The sequence below is a fragment of the Paraburkholderia adhaesiva genome, assembly GCF_021390575.1.
In the GTDB taxonomy this organism is placed as follows: Bacteria; Pseudomonadota; Gammaproteobacteria; order Burkholderiales; family Burkholderiaceae; genus Paraburkholderia; species Paraburkholderia adhaesiva.
This window is the reverse complement of sequence record NZ_JAJEJQ010000001.1, coordinates 872,057-886,347: the sequence shown is the minus strand read 5'-3', so window position 1 is coordinate 886,347 and position 14,291 is coordinate 872,057. Positions and strand designations below refer to the sequence as shown.

Genomic DNA, 14,291 nt, shown 5'->3' with positions numbered 1-14,291 from the left:
CGCAGCGCGGCGGTCCTCACCCGTTCGGGGTGTTTGCTTTACCATGACCGTTTCCCGCACTGGCGGCGCGGCGCGCGCTTGCCGGCGCATGCCTTTACCGGACTGGCACGCAAGTTGAACAAGGAACGTTTCGATTATCGCACGGGCATTCTCGGCTCACCGGCCGAGGTCGACGCCGCCGAATGGAACGCACTCGTTGCGCGTCAGGCGCAGCCGACGCCTTTTTTGCGCCACGAATTCCTCTCGGCACTGCACGCCGCGCGCTGCGCCACGCCCGATGCGGGCTGGGCGCCGCAATTCGTCACGCTCACCGACGCGCGCACGGACCGGCTCGTCGCGGCGGCGCCCGTCTACCTGAAGGGCCACTCGTACGGCGAATACGTTTTCGATTGGGCGTGGGCCGACGCGTACAAACGCAACGGCATCGAGTACTACCCGAAGCTCTTGTGCGCGGTGCCATTCACGCCGGTGCAAGGCACGCGCCTGCTCGCCGCGGACGAAACCGCGCGCCGCCACCTCGCCGCGACGCTGCTGGCGTTCGCGGAACAGGCTGACGTCTCGTCGCTGCACGTGCTGTTCCCCACCGCCGACGAGGCGGGCGCGATGACCGACCTTGGCATGATGCAGCGTGAGGGCGTGCAGTTTCACTGGCTAAACGACGGTTACCGCGACTTCGACGACTTTCTCTCGACGCTCGAACAGAAGAAGCGCAAGAACATCCGCGCGGAGCGGCGCAAGGTGCGCGAGGCCGGCGTGAGCACGAGGCGCGTGCGCGGCGAAGATATCACCGATGCCGACTGGCGCTTCTTTAGCCGCTGCTACCGGCAGACCTACCGCGAGCATTTTTCGACGCCGTATCTGAACCTCGACTTCTTCCGCATGATCGGCGAGTCGATGCCGGAGAACCTGATGCTCGTGATCGCCGAATACGAAGGCAAGCCGATCGCGAGTTCGCTCGTCGTGTACCAGCGCGGCGGGAATGGCAACGGCGGCAGCGGTGGCACGCTCTACGGGCGCTACTGGGGCGCGCTCGAACATGTTCCGTGCCTGCACTTCGAAACGGCGTATTACCAGCCGCTCGAATTCTGCATCGAGGAAAAGCTCGACGTGTTCGAAGGCGGCGCGCAAGGCGAGCACAAGATGGCGCGCGGCTTCATGCCGACCGTCACACGTTCGACGCACTGGCTCGCGCATCCCGCGTTCGCCGATGCGGTCTCACGTTTTCTCGACGACGAGAAGCATCACATCCATTCTTACGTCGACGAACTGAACGAACACAATCCGTTTCGCCCATGACACGCCGTAACGAAAACGAACGCTCCACGCCGTGGTTCCTCTATCTGCTCGAATGCGCGGATGGCAGCGTCTATACCGGCATCGCCATCGATGTCGCCGCGCGATTTGAGCAGCATGTGAATGGCACAGGTGCCCGCTATACGCGCTCGCGCAAGCCGGTGCAGGTGCTCGCTTCGTTTGAACTAGCGAACCGCGCGCAAGCCTCGAGCGCCGAGTACTGGGTCAAGCGGCTAACGCCGCGAGAAAAACGCGCGCTCGCGACCGGGATGCGGACGCTCGAATCGGTGCTGCCTGTTGTCGCAACTGACGAGGACGGCGACGAAGGCGAAACGCCCGAACCCTCACCGACGTAAAAAAACCGCACGGCCTCTACGGCCCGTGCGGTTTTCCTTGCACCATCGCGCGACGCGATTAAATCGCGCGCGTTGCAGCTAACTGCGCCAGCTTACTTCTTGAAGTTCGCGACGCCGTCGGTGATTTCCTTGTGCGCGGCGTCGATGCCGGCCCAGCCGTCCACCTTGACCCACTTGCCCTTTTCGAGCGCCTTGTACTGTTCGAAGAAGTGCTTGATCTGGTCCATCAGGTATTGCGGCACGTCCTCGAGCGACTTGATGTTGGCGGTCATCGGGCAGACCTTGTCGTGCGGCACGGCGACCAGCTTGGCGTCGACGCCCGACTCGTCGGTCATCTGCAGCATGCCGAGCGCGCGCGAGCGCACGACCGAGCCGGCCAGCAGCGGGAACGGCGTGATCACGAGGACATCAACGGGGTCGCCGTCGCCGGAAAGCGTCTGCGGGATGAAGCCGTAGTTCACCGGATAACGCATGCCCGTGCCGACGAAACGGTCGACGACGAGCAGGCCCATTTCCTTGTCGGCTTCGTACTTCACCGGGTCGCTTTGCGCGGGGATCTCGATGATGACGTTGAAGTCTTGCGGCAGATCCTTGCCGGCGGGAACATTTGCGAAGCTCATGAGCGCTCTCAGTCCAGATGAAAACCGGCGAATCCGCGCGCAACCTGTCTCGCACACGCGTCGCGGACCTCGCGGACCGAACGGACGTTGTGCGCCGGCGCGGAAAACCGGACGTTAAAAGATGGCGACATTATAGCCAATCGGGCGGGGCCGACTTCCCAACGGCCTGCGACGGCCCGCGCCACGGGGCGAAGACCGGACTCACGACGCCGGCAAACACGCCGCAACACTATGAAGCGCTCTGCGAATAGCGCGATGGTGGCCCGCCCGGCAATCGCGCTCCCGCTCGCGGCTCGACGCTGCGACCGAGGGCGCGTCGGGAGCAGCGAGCACAGCGGAGCGCGGCCACAGGCTTACCTGACCCGGCGCGAGACAGCCATCCGGAGACGCGGACGTAAGTCGTTGACTGATCGGTGTTTTCCCCGATTCAGGCGTGCCGCTGCGCGTCAGTGGCGTGTATAGAATGGGGGTGCATCAGTTGCAGATGACAACACAACGAGATCGCACGACGACACAAGCAGACGCCTCGCATGGAATCCGCCGGGCGTCAGGGCCAACACCCTTACTCCCATCGACAGAGGAGACAACATGGCCAGTCCAGCGAATCACCTGCCGCAAGCCGGCGCGGATGCGCCACCGTCCGCCTTCGAGGAAGCCACGTACCGCAAGGTCGCGTGGCGGCTCATCCCGCTCCTGATGCTCTGCTACGTGGTCGCCTACCTGGACCGCGTAAACGTCGGCTTTGCCAAACTGCAGATGAGCGCCGCGCTCGATCTGTCCGATGCGGTCTACGGCTTCGGTGCGGGCATCTTTTTCATCGGCTACTTTCTGTTCGAAGTGCCAAGCAATGTGATATTGCACCGCGTCGGCGCGCGCGTGTGGATCGCGCGGATCATGGTCACGTGGGGCTTCGTTTCGATACTGACGATGTTCGTCACGACGCCAGCCATGTTCTATGTGATGCGATTTCTGCTCGGCGTGTGCGAAGCGGGTTTCTTCCCCGGCATCATCCTGTACCTCACCTACTGGTATCCGGCACACCGGCGCGGACGCATGACGACGTGGTTCATGACCGCCATCGCGATCTCGGGCGTGGTCGGCGGGCCGCTATCGGGCTGGATCCTCAAGGCGTTCGACGGCGTCAACGGGTTGCAGGGCTGGCAGTGGCTTTTCCTGCTGGAAGGGCTGCCGTCGGTGCTCGTCGGCGTGCTGGTCTTCCTCGTGCTCGATGACCGCATCGGCGACGCAAAATGGCTCACCGCCGACGAACGCGCGCTGCTCGAGCGCAACATCGCCGCCGAGGACGCCACGAAGGAAGACCTGCCGCTCCGGACGGTGCTAACGAGTCCGCGCGTGCTGCTGATGAGCCTCACTTACTTCTCGTTCGTGATGGGACTCTACGGCGTGGGTTTCTGGCTGCCGACCATCATCAAAGCGACGGGCGTGAAAGATACGCTCGCGATCGGCCTGCTTTCCGCGATTCCGTTCGCGGCGGCGGTGATCGGCATGGTGTGGGTGGCGAGGAGCGCCGACCGTATGCGCGAGCGCCGCTGGCACATCGCGATTCCGGCTACCGTGGGCGCGCTCGGGCTCGTGCTTTCCGTGACATGGGCGCACGACACGACGCTCGCGATGACCGCGCTCACGCTCGCCACCATCGGCATTCTCACGACGCTGCCGCTGTTCTGGAGCCTGCCGACCGCATGGCTCGCGGGCGCGGGCGCGGCGGCGGGCATCGCGCTCATCAACTCGATCGGCAATCTCGCCGGCTTCCTGAGCCCGTACGCCGTAGGCTGGCTCAAACAGGCGACCGCCGCGAACGATTCGGGCATGTACATGCTCGCCGCGTTCATGATTCTCGGCGGGCTGCTCGCGCTATGTGCTCCCGCGAAGCTCGTGAACCGGTGAGGCTGCGGCTGCTTGATTCTCCGCGCGCTCTCGAGGCGAAATGAAATACGGCCGCATATAGCGGCCGTATTTCGTTGATGCGTCAAACTGGTCACTGCCAAAGAACGCGATCAAACAACATTCATCGACAACGCACTCTCGCGGTAGTGCCCCGCCGCCTTCTCCCCATCGCCAAGCTGCTCATGCAAGCGCGCCAGCGCACGATGCGTGCGGATCTTAAGCGGTTCGTTGTCGCTCGCATTCGCCGACTTGAGCGCCGCTTCGAGGAACGACTGCGCCTTCCCCCAGAGCTGCTGCTTCAGACACAGCCGGCCGAGCGCGAACAGCAGGTCGCCGTCATCGGGCCGATCCTTGCGCCAGCCTTCCGCCTTCTGGATGAGCGGCAGCGCATCGCTGCCCGCCGTGTCCGGATAGCGGCGCAAAAGACGCGCGTCCCAGTTCTGCGCGAGCGCGTCCTCGACGATCTTGCGCGCGTCGCTCTGGCGATCGAGCGCGATCAGCAGTTCGGCGGCACAGTCGGCGAGACGCGGCGAATGACGCTCGACCGTCGAGAGCGACTGCCACAGCTCGAGCAACGCGTCGGCGTTATGGCGGCGGTCGCGCAACAGGTTTTCCGCCGCAAGCTGGCGCAGACGCACGGCGACGGCGGGATGCAGCGCCTCGCGCTTTTCCAGCGTCTTCACGAGCTTGAGCACTTCGTTCCAGTTCTTCAATTGCTGCTGCGCGCGCAGCGCGATCTGCTGCGCGTGAATGCGGCGGCCGCCCTGCGAACGCATTTCGGTGAGCGCGGCTAGCGCGCCATCGGCATCGCGACCGTCGGCTCGCATGTCGGCGGTCGCGAGCAGACGCGCTTCCTGGAGGTCGGGATCTTCGACGTTGGTGAGCCACTCGTCACGGCGTGCGTACTCGTGCAGCCGGTGCGCAGCCGTCGCGGCGATAAGACCCGCAGCGCCCTTGTTCTTCTCATCGGCGAGCGAATCGCGCGCGGCCTTTTCCGCACGCGAGAAGCGCCCTGCGTACAAATTGCTGACCGCGTCGCGCAGCGCCGAATGCGCCTTTTCCTTGCGCGAGCGCGCGCGGTAGGCGGCGACGCGGCGCGGCATGGTCACGATGTTGCGCACGAAGCGCAGGATCGCGTAGAGCAGCAGGAACGCCACCACCACGCCGACGACGAAAAGATTCAGCGAAACGTCGACGCGATACGGCGGGTAGACAAACAGCACCTGCCCGGCGTCGAAGTGGCCGACCGTCGCGAGCGCAACAGCGATCACGAACAGGAAAGCAAGCCACAGGAGTCCACGAATGGCCATGTCTTACCCCCGGCTCTTGTATTGCTGGATTGCCTGCAGGCTGGTGTCGAGGTTCGGCAGCGCGACCGTCGCCGAGCCTGCGCGCACTGCCTTCACCAGGTCGCGCACGGACTGCGTCTCTTTCGACGCGTTGTCGAAGTACCGCGCGAGCGCCGCGTCGGCAGCGGCGAGGTCGGACTTCAGCGCATCCTGGTTACGCGAGAGCAGCGACAGGCGCGCCGAAAGCAGGCGCAGCTTCACGTTCTCGCGCACGAAATAACCCTCGTCCGGCGAAATCAGCATGGCGTCTGCGTTGTCGATGCGGCGCACCTGCACGAGGCTCGCGATCTGCTGGCCAATGCCCTCGCCAAACGTATGGAGCCACGCCTTCCAGCGCGGCTCGTTGTTCAGCGCGGCGGTCTTCGCGATGTCGGCGGGCGCTGCGGCTTCCGGCTTCGTGCGCGCGACGAGCGCCTCGCCCGAAAGCGGCAGCGCATCGATTTCGCCGAGCGCCGTGTCGAGCTTGATCGCGAGTCCAGTGAGATCGGTGGAAGGTGCGGCCTTCAGCTTTTCGATGTCGTGCGCGATGGCCTTGCGCACCATGAGCGCCTGCGGATTGCTGGAGGCGGCAAGACGCGTATCGGCGCTCTGCAGCGCGAAAAGCGCAAGCTGCGTGTTGCCGGTCAGTTGAAGCTGATCGCTCGCGCTCGCGAGCATCTGGCCAACTTCGGCGAGCGTCCAGTCGTCGCGGCTCTTCGAGAGGTCCGCGTACTGTTGCGCGAGCGCCTGCTGCGACGTCTGCGCGTCGGCGATCTTACCTTCCAGCTGCGTGATCTGCTTGTCCAGCTGCTGCGTGCCCTCGACCACCTGATCGGTACGTGCGCGCAATGCGGCGGCCTGCTGGTCGGCGGCCTGCTGGCGCTGCACCAGTTGCTGATCGACGCGATCGAGCTTGCGGTTGAGCACGTAGCCGCCCACGCCCGCCCCGCCCGCCACCAGCACCACGACGAGCCACAGCAACGCGATGCTCGCACCGCGCCGCTCGGGGCGCGATGTCGCCGGCGCAGCGAACGAGGCCGGCCGTGCTGGCGAGGAGGCGGAAGGTGCGCCCGCGGACGCGGGCCGCTGCTGTGCGACGTTGCTGGAATTGTTCGAATCAGTCATGCGTGGTTGTGCCGACCCTGAGGCCGGATTGTTCTGAACCGGTTGAACAACGGAAGAAGCGAGGCCCGTCAGCGTCTCGACGATGCGCTCGTCGCCCGCGCCGGACACCGTAATCCTATCAAAACCCATTCCCCGGGCCGTTTCGGCAATCCGCGGGTGTGGCGCGACGAGCGGCGCATGGTGCAGTTCGGCGATCTCGCCCGCCGTGAGGTGTTCGCGCGCAAGCTCGGCGAGGTTGCGCACGCCCTCGGAGCTCGTGACGAGCCACGCGTGCGGCGCGCCCGCGAGCAATGCGTGCACCTCGGTCCACGCGGCGATCGGCGGCTCGGGCACGACGCGCCGGTAGGCAGCGACGGCCTCGACTTCGGCGCCGGCTTCGCGCAGACGGTCGGCCAGCCATTCGCGGCCGCCGTCGCCTCGCACGATCAGGACGCGCTTGCCGGCGAACGCATCGTCGCCGAATTGCGCTTCGAGCGCTGCATAGAGCGATTCGGAGTCGAAGCGGGCGGGTTCCTCGTCGGCGGCGCCAGTCGGGCTGATCACACGATGCGAGTCCGCCGCGACGCCGTGTCGCGCGAGCGCGGCGACGCTCGCCGGGCCGACCACGGCCACCGGCAGCGCGTGAGGCCAGATCGATGAAATCGCGGCGTAGGCCGCGAACGCGCGATCGACGGCGTTCGGCGAGACGAACACCACGAGCGCGTAGCGGTCGAGCGCGGATAGCGCCGCGCGCAAAGGCGCGTCGTCGCGGACGGGCTCGATCGAGATCAGCGGGAATTCGAACGCGCGGATCCCGCGCTTGGTCAGTTGCGCGGCGAGCGCTGCCGACTGACCGGCCGGACGGGTAACGACGACAGTGAACGGTGCGGGAGCCGGTGCGCTCTCCGCGGGGCCACCCCACTCGTCCGGCTGGACCCGGCGGCCCGCGTTGGCGCCGCTGGCGGCGCTGTCGGCCGCGTTGGAGTCGGCGCCGGCTGTCATCGCGCGTCGGACGGGGCGTCGTCCGCCTCGTCAGTCCGGCCAGGCTGTGCAGCACCCGGCGGCGTGTTCGGCGCACCTTCGGCCTGTGCGGCATCGGCCAGCGCGCGCACGATATCGAGCGCGCCCTGTGCGATCAGTGCATCGGATACTTCGCGGCCGAGCTTGAGCGCGTCTTCGACGCTCGCTGCCGGCGACGTGCCCGCGGCGTCGAGCACACGGCTCGCGTCGGGCGTAGCGATCGTGCCGCGCAGGTGCAGCGCGCCGTCGCGCCACTGCGCGTAGGCCGCGAGCGGCACCGAGCAGCTGCCGCCCAGCGCACGCGACACCATGCGTTCCGCCTCGACGGCCTTCGCGGTTGCGTCGTCGTGCAGCGGCGCGAGCCACGCGGCGACATCGGCGCGGTCCGCGCGGATCTCGATGCCGAGCGCGCCCTGCCCCGCCGACGGCAGGCTGTCGTCGGGTTCGATGAGCGCGCGAATGCGCGCACCGAGCCCGAGGCGCTTCAGTCCCGCCGCCGCGAGGATGATTGCCGCGTAGTCGCCACGGTCGAGCTTGGCAAGACGCGTATCGAGGTTGCCACGCAGCGGCTTCACCTGGAGATGCGGATAGCGGGCGCGGAGCATCGCTTCGCGGCGCAGGCTCGACGTGCCGACAATGCTGCCCGCCGGCAGCGCCGCGAGCGAGTCATGGTCGTTCGAGACGAACGCGTCGCGCGGATCCTCGCGCTCCATGATGGCCACGAGCGCGAAACCTTCGGGCAGATCCATCGGCACGTCCTTGAGCGAATGGACGGCGAGGTCGGCGCGCCCTTCGGCGAGAGCCTGCTCCAGCTCCTTCACAAAGAGCCCTTTGCCGCCCACCTTCGAAAGTGTACGATCGAGAATTTGGTCCCCGCGCGTCGTCATACCGAGGATTTTCACGTCACAGGACGGATATAATTTGTGCAGCGCAGCTTGCACATATTCGGCCTGCCACATCGCGAGGCGGCTCTCCCGGGAAGCGATGACTAGCGTGCTGGGCGTGGGCGTACGCGGTTGCGTAGATAGCGTCTCGGAGTTCATGGCAGGGACATCGAATGACGGGATGAAAAAAACAGAATCGGATAACAGGCAATGTTAGCACGCGCCCCTTTTGCGGCAGGCCCCGCGGGACTTCCGGCAACAGTGCGCGCGCTGCGGCACGAAGCAAACCAGAAGTAAACCGGAGGCAAACTAAAGGCAATCTGAGCAGTCGTCAGGTCCCACGTTACGCGCATCGTCCTGGTTGCGCGCGATGCTGTCCCCACCGCTCTTCGCTGCATAGCCCGCTTCGGTTGCGCCTTCAGTTTCACTGCACACCGAGTCCACGATTTCCCGCAGTTGCACCCGGCCATCGCCGGCGTACGTTTCTGGTTGCACCCGCAGTATCGGGCCCGGCTAGTGCCGCGGCTCACGCATCGCATAGTGTTTCCATTTAACCGACTCATCTCCTGCAAGCCTTAAGGAACACATCGTGAAGTCTTCCGGACCGGCGCGCGCAGAGCGCCGCAACAAAGCATCGCAGATCGCTACCTCGACGGCCGTGACCACGACCGCCCCGAAAAACGCCAAGGCGGCCAAAGCCGCCAAAGCCGAGAAAACGGCCACGACGACGAAAGCGATCAAAGCGCCCAAAGCGGAATCGAAACCCGCCCGCCCGACCGCGAAGACCACGACCACGACGAACACCCAGACGACGAAGAACGGGCGCAACACACGCACCCGCGACGACAAGGACCAGCCGCTCTTCGAGGACATCCGTTTCCTCGGGCGTCTCCTGGGCGAGGTGCTGCGCGAGCAGGAAGGTGACGCGGTATTCGACGTCGTCGAAACGATCCGCCAGACGGCTGTGCGCTTTCGCCGCGAAGACGATAACGCCGCAGCCCTCGCGCTCGACAAGCAGTTGCGCGGTCTCTCGCCCGAGCAGACGGTGTGCGTCGTGCGTGCGTTCAGCTACTTTTCGCATCTGGCCAACATCGCGGAGGACCGCCACCGCAACCGTCGCCACCGCATCCACGACCTCGCGGGTTCGGTGCCTCAGGCGGGTACGATCGCGCATTCGCTCGAACGCCTCGCGGTCGCAGGCGCTGCCGCGACGCCGGTGCTCCAGCAATTCTTCAACGACGCGCTGATCGTGCCCGTGCTCACCGCGCACCCCACGGAAGTGCAGCGCAAGAGCACGCTCGATTCGCAGCACGATATCGCACGCCTGCTCGCCGAACGCGACCAGCCGCTCACGCATCGCGAACGCGCGCAAAACGAAGCGCTGCTGCGCGCGCGCGTGACGTCGCTGTGGCAGACGCGCATGTTGCGCGCATCGCGGCTGACCGTCGCAGACGAAATCGAAAACGCGCTCTCGTACTACCACACGACTTTCCTCACCGAGATCCCTGCGCTGTACGGCGAGATCGAGACGTCGCTCAAGGAGCACGGCGTGTCCGCGCGCCTGCCTGCGTTCTTCCAGATGGGCAGCTGGATCGGCGGAGACCGCGACGGCAATCCGAATGTCACGGCCGCGACGCTCGAAGAGGCAAGCGAGCGCCAGGCGCAGGTGATCCTGCAGCACTACCTCGACGAAGTGCACCGGCTCGGCGCGGAGCTTTCGGTGTCGAACATGCTCGCGGGCGCAAGCGACGAACTCAAGGCACTGGCCGACGCCTCGCCCGACCGCTCGCCGCATCGTGTCGACGAACCGTATCGCCGCGCGCTGATCGGCGTCTACACGCGGCTCGCGGCGAGCGCTCGCGTGCGTCTCGGCGAAGGCGTGGTCGCGGTGCGCAGCGCAGGCCGCGGTGCAGCACCCGTGCGTGCGCAGCCTTACGCCGACGCCGCCGAGTTCTCGCGCGACCTGCGCGTCCTCATGGACTCGCTCGCCGAGCATCACGGTGCTTCGCTCGCCACGCCGCGTCTCGCGCCGCTGTTGCGCGCCGTCGAAGTGTTCGGCTTCCATCTCGCGTCGATCGACCTTCGCCAGAGCTCGGACATCCACGAAGCCGTGATCGCCGAACTGCTCGCGCGCGCGGGCATCGAAGCGGACTATGCCGCGCTCTCAGAGGAAGAAAAGCAGACCCTCCTGCTCGCACAGCTGGCCGATCCGCGCACGCTGCGCTCGCCGTATCTCGACTACTCCGATCTCGTGAAGAGCGAATTCGGCGTGCTGGAGATGACGCGCGTGACGCGCGAGAAGTTCGGCGCACGCGCGGTGCGCAACTACATCATCTCGCACACCGAAACGGTCTCTGACCTGCTCGAAGTGATGCTGCTGCAGAAGGAAACCGGCCTGTTCAGCGGGCGTCTCGGCCACGCGGACGATCCCGCACAAGCCGCGCTCATGGTGATTCCGCTCTTCGAGACGATCCCCGACCTGCGCAACGCCCCGCACATCATGCGCGACCTGCTCGCGCTGCCGGGCATCGACGGACTCGTCGAGCACCAGGGCAACGAGCAGGAAATCATGCTCGGCTACTCGGACAGCAACAAGGACGGTGGCTTCCTCACGTCGAACTGGGAGCTGTACCGCGCCGAACTCGCGCTCGTCGGGCTCTTTCGCGAGCGCGGCATCAAGCTGCGGCTCTTCCACGGCCGCGGCGGTACGGTGGGGCGCGGAGGCGGTCCGACCTACAACGCGATTCTGTCGCAGCCGCCGGGCACAGTCGACGGCCAGATCCGCCTGACCGAGCAGGGTGAGGTCATCGCGAGCAAGTTCGGCAACCCGGAGATCGGCCGTCGCAATCTGGAGACGGTGATCGCGGCAACGCTCGAAGCGACGCTGCTTCCCGGCGGAGCCGCCACGGGCGACACGGCCAAGGGCGCGCCGGATCAACTGAGCGCATTCGAAGCGACGATGCAGCAGCTCTCGGATGCGGCGATGGCCGCATACCGCTCGCTCGTGTACGAGACGCCCGGCTTTACTGACTACTTCTTCTCGTCCACGCCGATCACCGAAATCGCGGAACTGAACATCGGCAGCCGGCCCGCGTCGCGCAAGCTGCAGGATCCGAAGAACCGCAAGATCGAAGACCTGCGCGCGATTCCGTGGGGCTTTTCGTGGGGCCAGTGCCGTCTCCTGCTCACGGGCTGGTATGGCTTCGGCAGCGCGGTGGCGTCGTATCTCGACGACGCCGGCAGCGACGCCGAACGCACGCGCCGTCTCGCGATGTTCAGGAAGATGTACAAGACCTGGCCGTTCTTCTCGAACCTGCTGTCGAACATGGACATGACGCTCGCGAAGACGGACCTCGCCGTGGCGTCGCGATACGCGCAGCTCGTGGCCGACAAGAAATTGCGCAAGCACGTGTTCGAGCGCATCGTCGCGGAGTGGGAGCGCACGACCCAAGTGCTCGATGAGATCACGGGCGTAAGCGGCCGCCTCGCCGATAACCCGCTGCTCGCGCGTTCGATCAAGAACCGCTTCCCCTATCTCGATCCGCTCAACCACCTTCAGGTGGAACTGATCAAGCGCTATCGCGCAGGGGACCCGAGTCCGCGCGTGCAGCGCGGTCTGCATCTGACGATCAACGGGATTGCGGCTGGATTGCGGAATACGGGTTGATCGCGCGGTTGCGGTCAAGGTAGCGGTAGAACAACCGCGTCAGCAAAAACGGCGTCGTGCCCTGAGTGGCACGACGCCGTTTTTTTATTGCGCGACGCGTTGCGAAGCGCTTAATCGCGCCGCGTCGCCTCGATCATCAGCGCGTCGAGCTTGAAGGAACCGTCGCGCTGCACGTCGAAGTACTGGCGCACTTCGTCGGGCGCGCACTCCCACATCGAACGGATCGCCGTCACGCGTTCCGCGCTCGTGCGCATGCGCGCGACCCACGAGTCGAATTCGATGCCGATGCGCCAGCGTTGCGTGACCTTTGCGTCGAAGCCTGCGGCGTCGAGCATGGCAACCCACTCGTCGGCGCGATAGTCGCGGATATGCGATGCATCGCGCAGCACCTCGATCGCCTGGATATGCGTGTCGTAGAGCGGATCGTCGATACCCGCGATATCGATGAATTTCAGCCGCCCGCCCTTCTTCAGCACGCGATGCACTTCGGCAAGCGCCTTCGGCACATCGCGCCAGTGGTGCGCGCTCATGCGGCTGATCGCCCAGTTGAACGAGGCATCGGCAAAGGGCAGCGTTTCTGCGGCGCCCTGTTGCGTGCGGATCGTGGCGAGTCCGCGCTCCTTCGCGGCGGCGTCGACGGTGGCGAGCATCTGCGCGGCGATATCGTAGGCCACCACTTCGCGCACGTGCGGCGCTACCGCAAAGCTCGCATGGCCGGCGCCGCAGCCCATGTCCAGCACCGTCGCGTTGCCGCAGGTCGCCGCGAACGTCGCGGCGAGATTCTCCAGATCGGCGCCGGTCGCGTGGACTGCGCTCGTGAGATAGGCGGCGGCTGACGTGCCGAACGCGTCGGCGACCTGGTCGTGATGTTTCATCGGATGCTCCTCTCCCAACCTGCGTGCTACCAGCCTTGGCGGCACACTGCCGGAATGTCTGTGATTTGAGGCGCCATACGCCGTTGCGCTTCGAACGGCGTGTGGCGTCGGTTCGCCGGGCGGCTGGCGCGGCTGCCCGTTCGCCGCGTCAGCCGCTACAATAAAGTCCCGCTTGTACCAGTACAAGTTAAGCAGATATTCTGGTATCTCCAGCACCCGTCACACACTCATGCGCCACGCCGCCCCCGAATCCGCGTCCGAATCCCCATCGGCCAGCCCGCTCGACACTACGCCCGCGCATGCGCTCGGCGAGTTCATCCGCGCCCATCGCGAGCGCCTGACGCCCGCGGCGGTCGGTCTGCCACCGGGCCCGCGCCGCCGCACGCCTGGCCTGCGCCGCGAGGAAGTCGCCCAGCTGTGCGGTGTCAGCCCGACCTGGTACACGTGGATCGAGCAAGGGCGGCCGGTGTCGGCGTCGGCGGATGCGCTCGCGCGCATCGCCGTCGCGCTGCAGCTTTCGCGCGCCGAGCGCGCGTATCTGTTCGAGCTGGCCGCGCAGCGCGATCCTGCCGAGCCCGATCAGGCCAGCTCCACCGACGCGCCCGCCACGCTGCTGCGGACGGTTCAACTCGTCGACGCGCCCGCCTACGTGCTCGACCGCCAGTGGACGGCGCTTGCCTGGAACGCCCACGCGGCCGATCTGTTCACAGGCTGGCTCGACGCCGGAAACGACCGCAACCTGCTGCGCTTCACGTTCACCGAGCCACTCGCGCGTGAATTGATCGTCGACTGGGAAACGCGCGCGCGGCGCCTCGCCGCCGAGTTCCGCGCCGATTCGATCCGGCACCTTAACGACGCGCCCACGCGCGCGCTGATCGACTCCCTGATCGCCGCAAGCGACGCATTCGCGCGCTTCTGGGCTTCACAGGACGTATTCGAGCGCGAGGGCGGGCGGCGCGAGTTCAATCATCCGCGCCACGGCCGCGTTGCCTATGATCAGATCACGTTTAAGCCCGCGCACCGCGAAGATCTGAAGCTCGTGGTGCTGGTGCGGCTCTGATTGCCGCGTTTGCGGGAGGCGCATCGCGCCCGCTCGGCGCCGGCGGGATCGCGCACCCGGGGATACCGGGCATGACACGCGTCGCCGCCTCCGCGCGATCCATGCCAGTAGCACCGCGAGCGCCGGCCCGCATCGCCTCCAATGGTAAAATCGAGGCCTTTCCCCGTCGTGCGCCG

Annotated in this window: 10 protein-coding genes; 5 read left to right on the top strand and 5 right to left on the bottom strand. The window is 66.2% G+C overall.

Going from position 1 to position 14,291, the window contains the following annotated elements; translation table 11 throughout:
* Nucleotides 1–114: 114 nt before the first annotated feature.
* Both L0U80_RS03860 and L0U80_RS03855 read left to right on the top strand, forming a co-directional pair.
* Nucleotides 115–1,296 carry a GNAT family N-acetyltransferase gene (locus L0U80_RS03860; RefSeq protein WP_233862632.1) on the top strand — a complete coding sequence of 394 codons (1,182 nt, stop codon included), beginning with the start codon at nucleotides 115–117 and terminating at the stop codon, nucleotides 1,294–1,296.
* The gene (locus tag L0U80_RS03855) at nucleotides 1,293–1,649 is read left to right on the top strand and encodes a GIY-YIG nuclease family protein (RefSeq protein ID WP_233862631.1); all 357 of its coding nucleotides are present in this window, start codon (nucleotides 1,293–1,295) and stop codon (nucleotides 1,647–1,649) included. Before L0U80_RS03860 ends, L0U80_RS03855 begins: the two co-directional genes overlap by 4 nt.
* A gap of 92 nt (nucleotides 1,650–1,741) precedes the next feature.
* Here L0U80_RS03855 and ppa read toward each other — a convergent pair whose 3' ends face one another.
* On the bottom strand, nucleotides 1,742–2,269 hold the full coding sequence (ppa, locus tag L0U80_RS03850; protein ID WP_233862630.1) for an inorganic diphosphatase: 528 nt from the start codon (nucleotides 2,267–2,269) through the stop codon (nucleotides 1,742–1,744).
* A 588-nt stretch (nucleotides 2,270–2,857) separates the two neighbouring features.
* Here ppa and L0U80_RS03845 point away from each other — a divergent pair.
* Nucleotides 2,858–4,177: an MFS transporter gene (locus L0U80_RS03845; protein WP_233862629.1), complete on the top strand. Its 1,320-nt coding sequence runs from the start codon at nucleotides 2,858–2,860 to the stop codon at nucleotides 4,175–4,177.
* A gap of 110 nt (nucleotides 4,178–4,287) precedes the next feature.
* Here the strand turns inward: L0U80_RS03845 and L0U80_RS03840 are convergent, their stop codons facing one another.
* From L0U80_RS03840 to hemC, 3 genes are read right to left on the bottom strand one after another with little or no spacing between them, the layout of a single operon-like run.
* Nucleotides 4,288–5,487 carry a heme biosynthesis protein HemY gene (locus L0U80_RS03840; RefSeq protein ID WP_233862628.1) on the bottom strand — a complete coding sequence of 400 codons (1,200 nt, stop codon included), beginning with the start codon at nucleotides 5,485–5,487 and terminating at the stop codon, nucleotides 4,288–4,290.
* 3 nt (nucleotides 5,488–5,490) lie between these two features.
* Nucleotides 5,491–7,611 (bottom strand): fused uroporphyrinogen-III synthase HemD/membrane protein HemX, encoded by a 2,121-nt coding sequence (hemDX, locus tag L0U80_RS03835; protein ID WP_233862627.1) that lies wholly within the window; start codon nucleotides 7,609–7,611, stop codon nucleotides 5,491–5,493.
* The gene (gene hemC, locus L0U80_RS03830; RefSeq protein ID WP_233862626.1) at nucleotides 7,608–8,672 is read right to left on the bottom strand and encodes a hydroxymethylbilane synthase; all 1,065 of its coding nucleotides are present in this window, start codon (nucleotides 8,670–8,672) and stop codon (nucleotides 7,608–7,610) included. Before hemC ends, hemDX begins: the two co-directional genes overlap by 4 nt.
* Before the next feature lie 430 nt (nucleotides 8,673–9,102).
* Between hemC and ppc the strand changes: the two genes are divergently transcribed.
* Complete coding sequence (gene ppc / locus L0U80_RS03825; protein WP_233862624.1) at nucleotides 9,103–12,180, top strand: phosphoenolpyruvate carboxylase; 3,078 nt, start codon at nucleotides 9,103–9,105, stop codon at nucleotides 12,178–12,180.
* A gap of 110 nt (nucleotides 12,181–12,290) precedes the next feature.
* On the opposite strand, the gene L0U80_RS03820 is transcribed toward ppc, so the two are convergent.
* A complete protein-coding gene (locus tag L0U80_RS03820; protein WP_233862623.1) occupies nucleotides 12,291–13,055 on the bottom strand; it encodes a class I SAM-dependent methyltransferase in 765 nt (254 codons plus the stop codon).
* Between the two features lie 229 nt (nucleotides 13,056–13,284).
* Here L0U80_RS03820 and L0U80_RS03815 point away from each other — a divergent pair, with 229 nt between their 5' ends.
* Nucleotides 13,285–14,115, top strand: coding sequence for a helix-turn-helix transcriptional regulator (locus tag L0U80_RS03815; RefSeq protein ID WP_233862621.1), 831 nt, complete (start codon nucleotides 13,285–13,287; stop codon nucleotides 14,113–14,115).
* Nucleotides 14,116–14,291 lie beyond the last annotated feature (176 nt).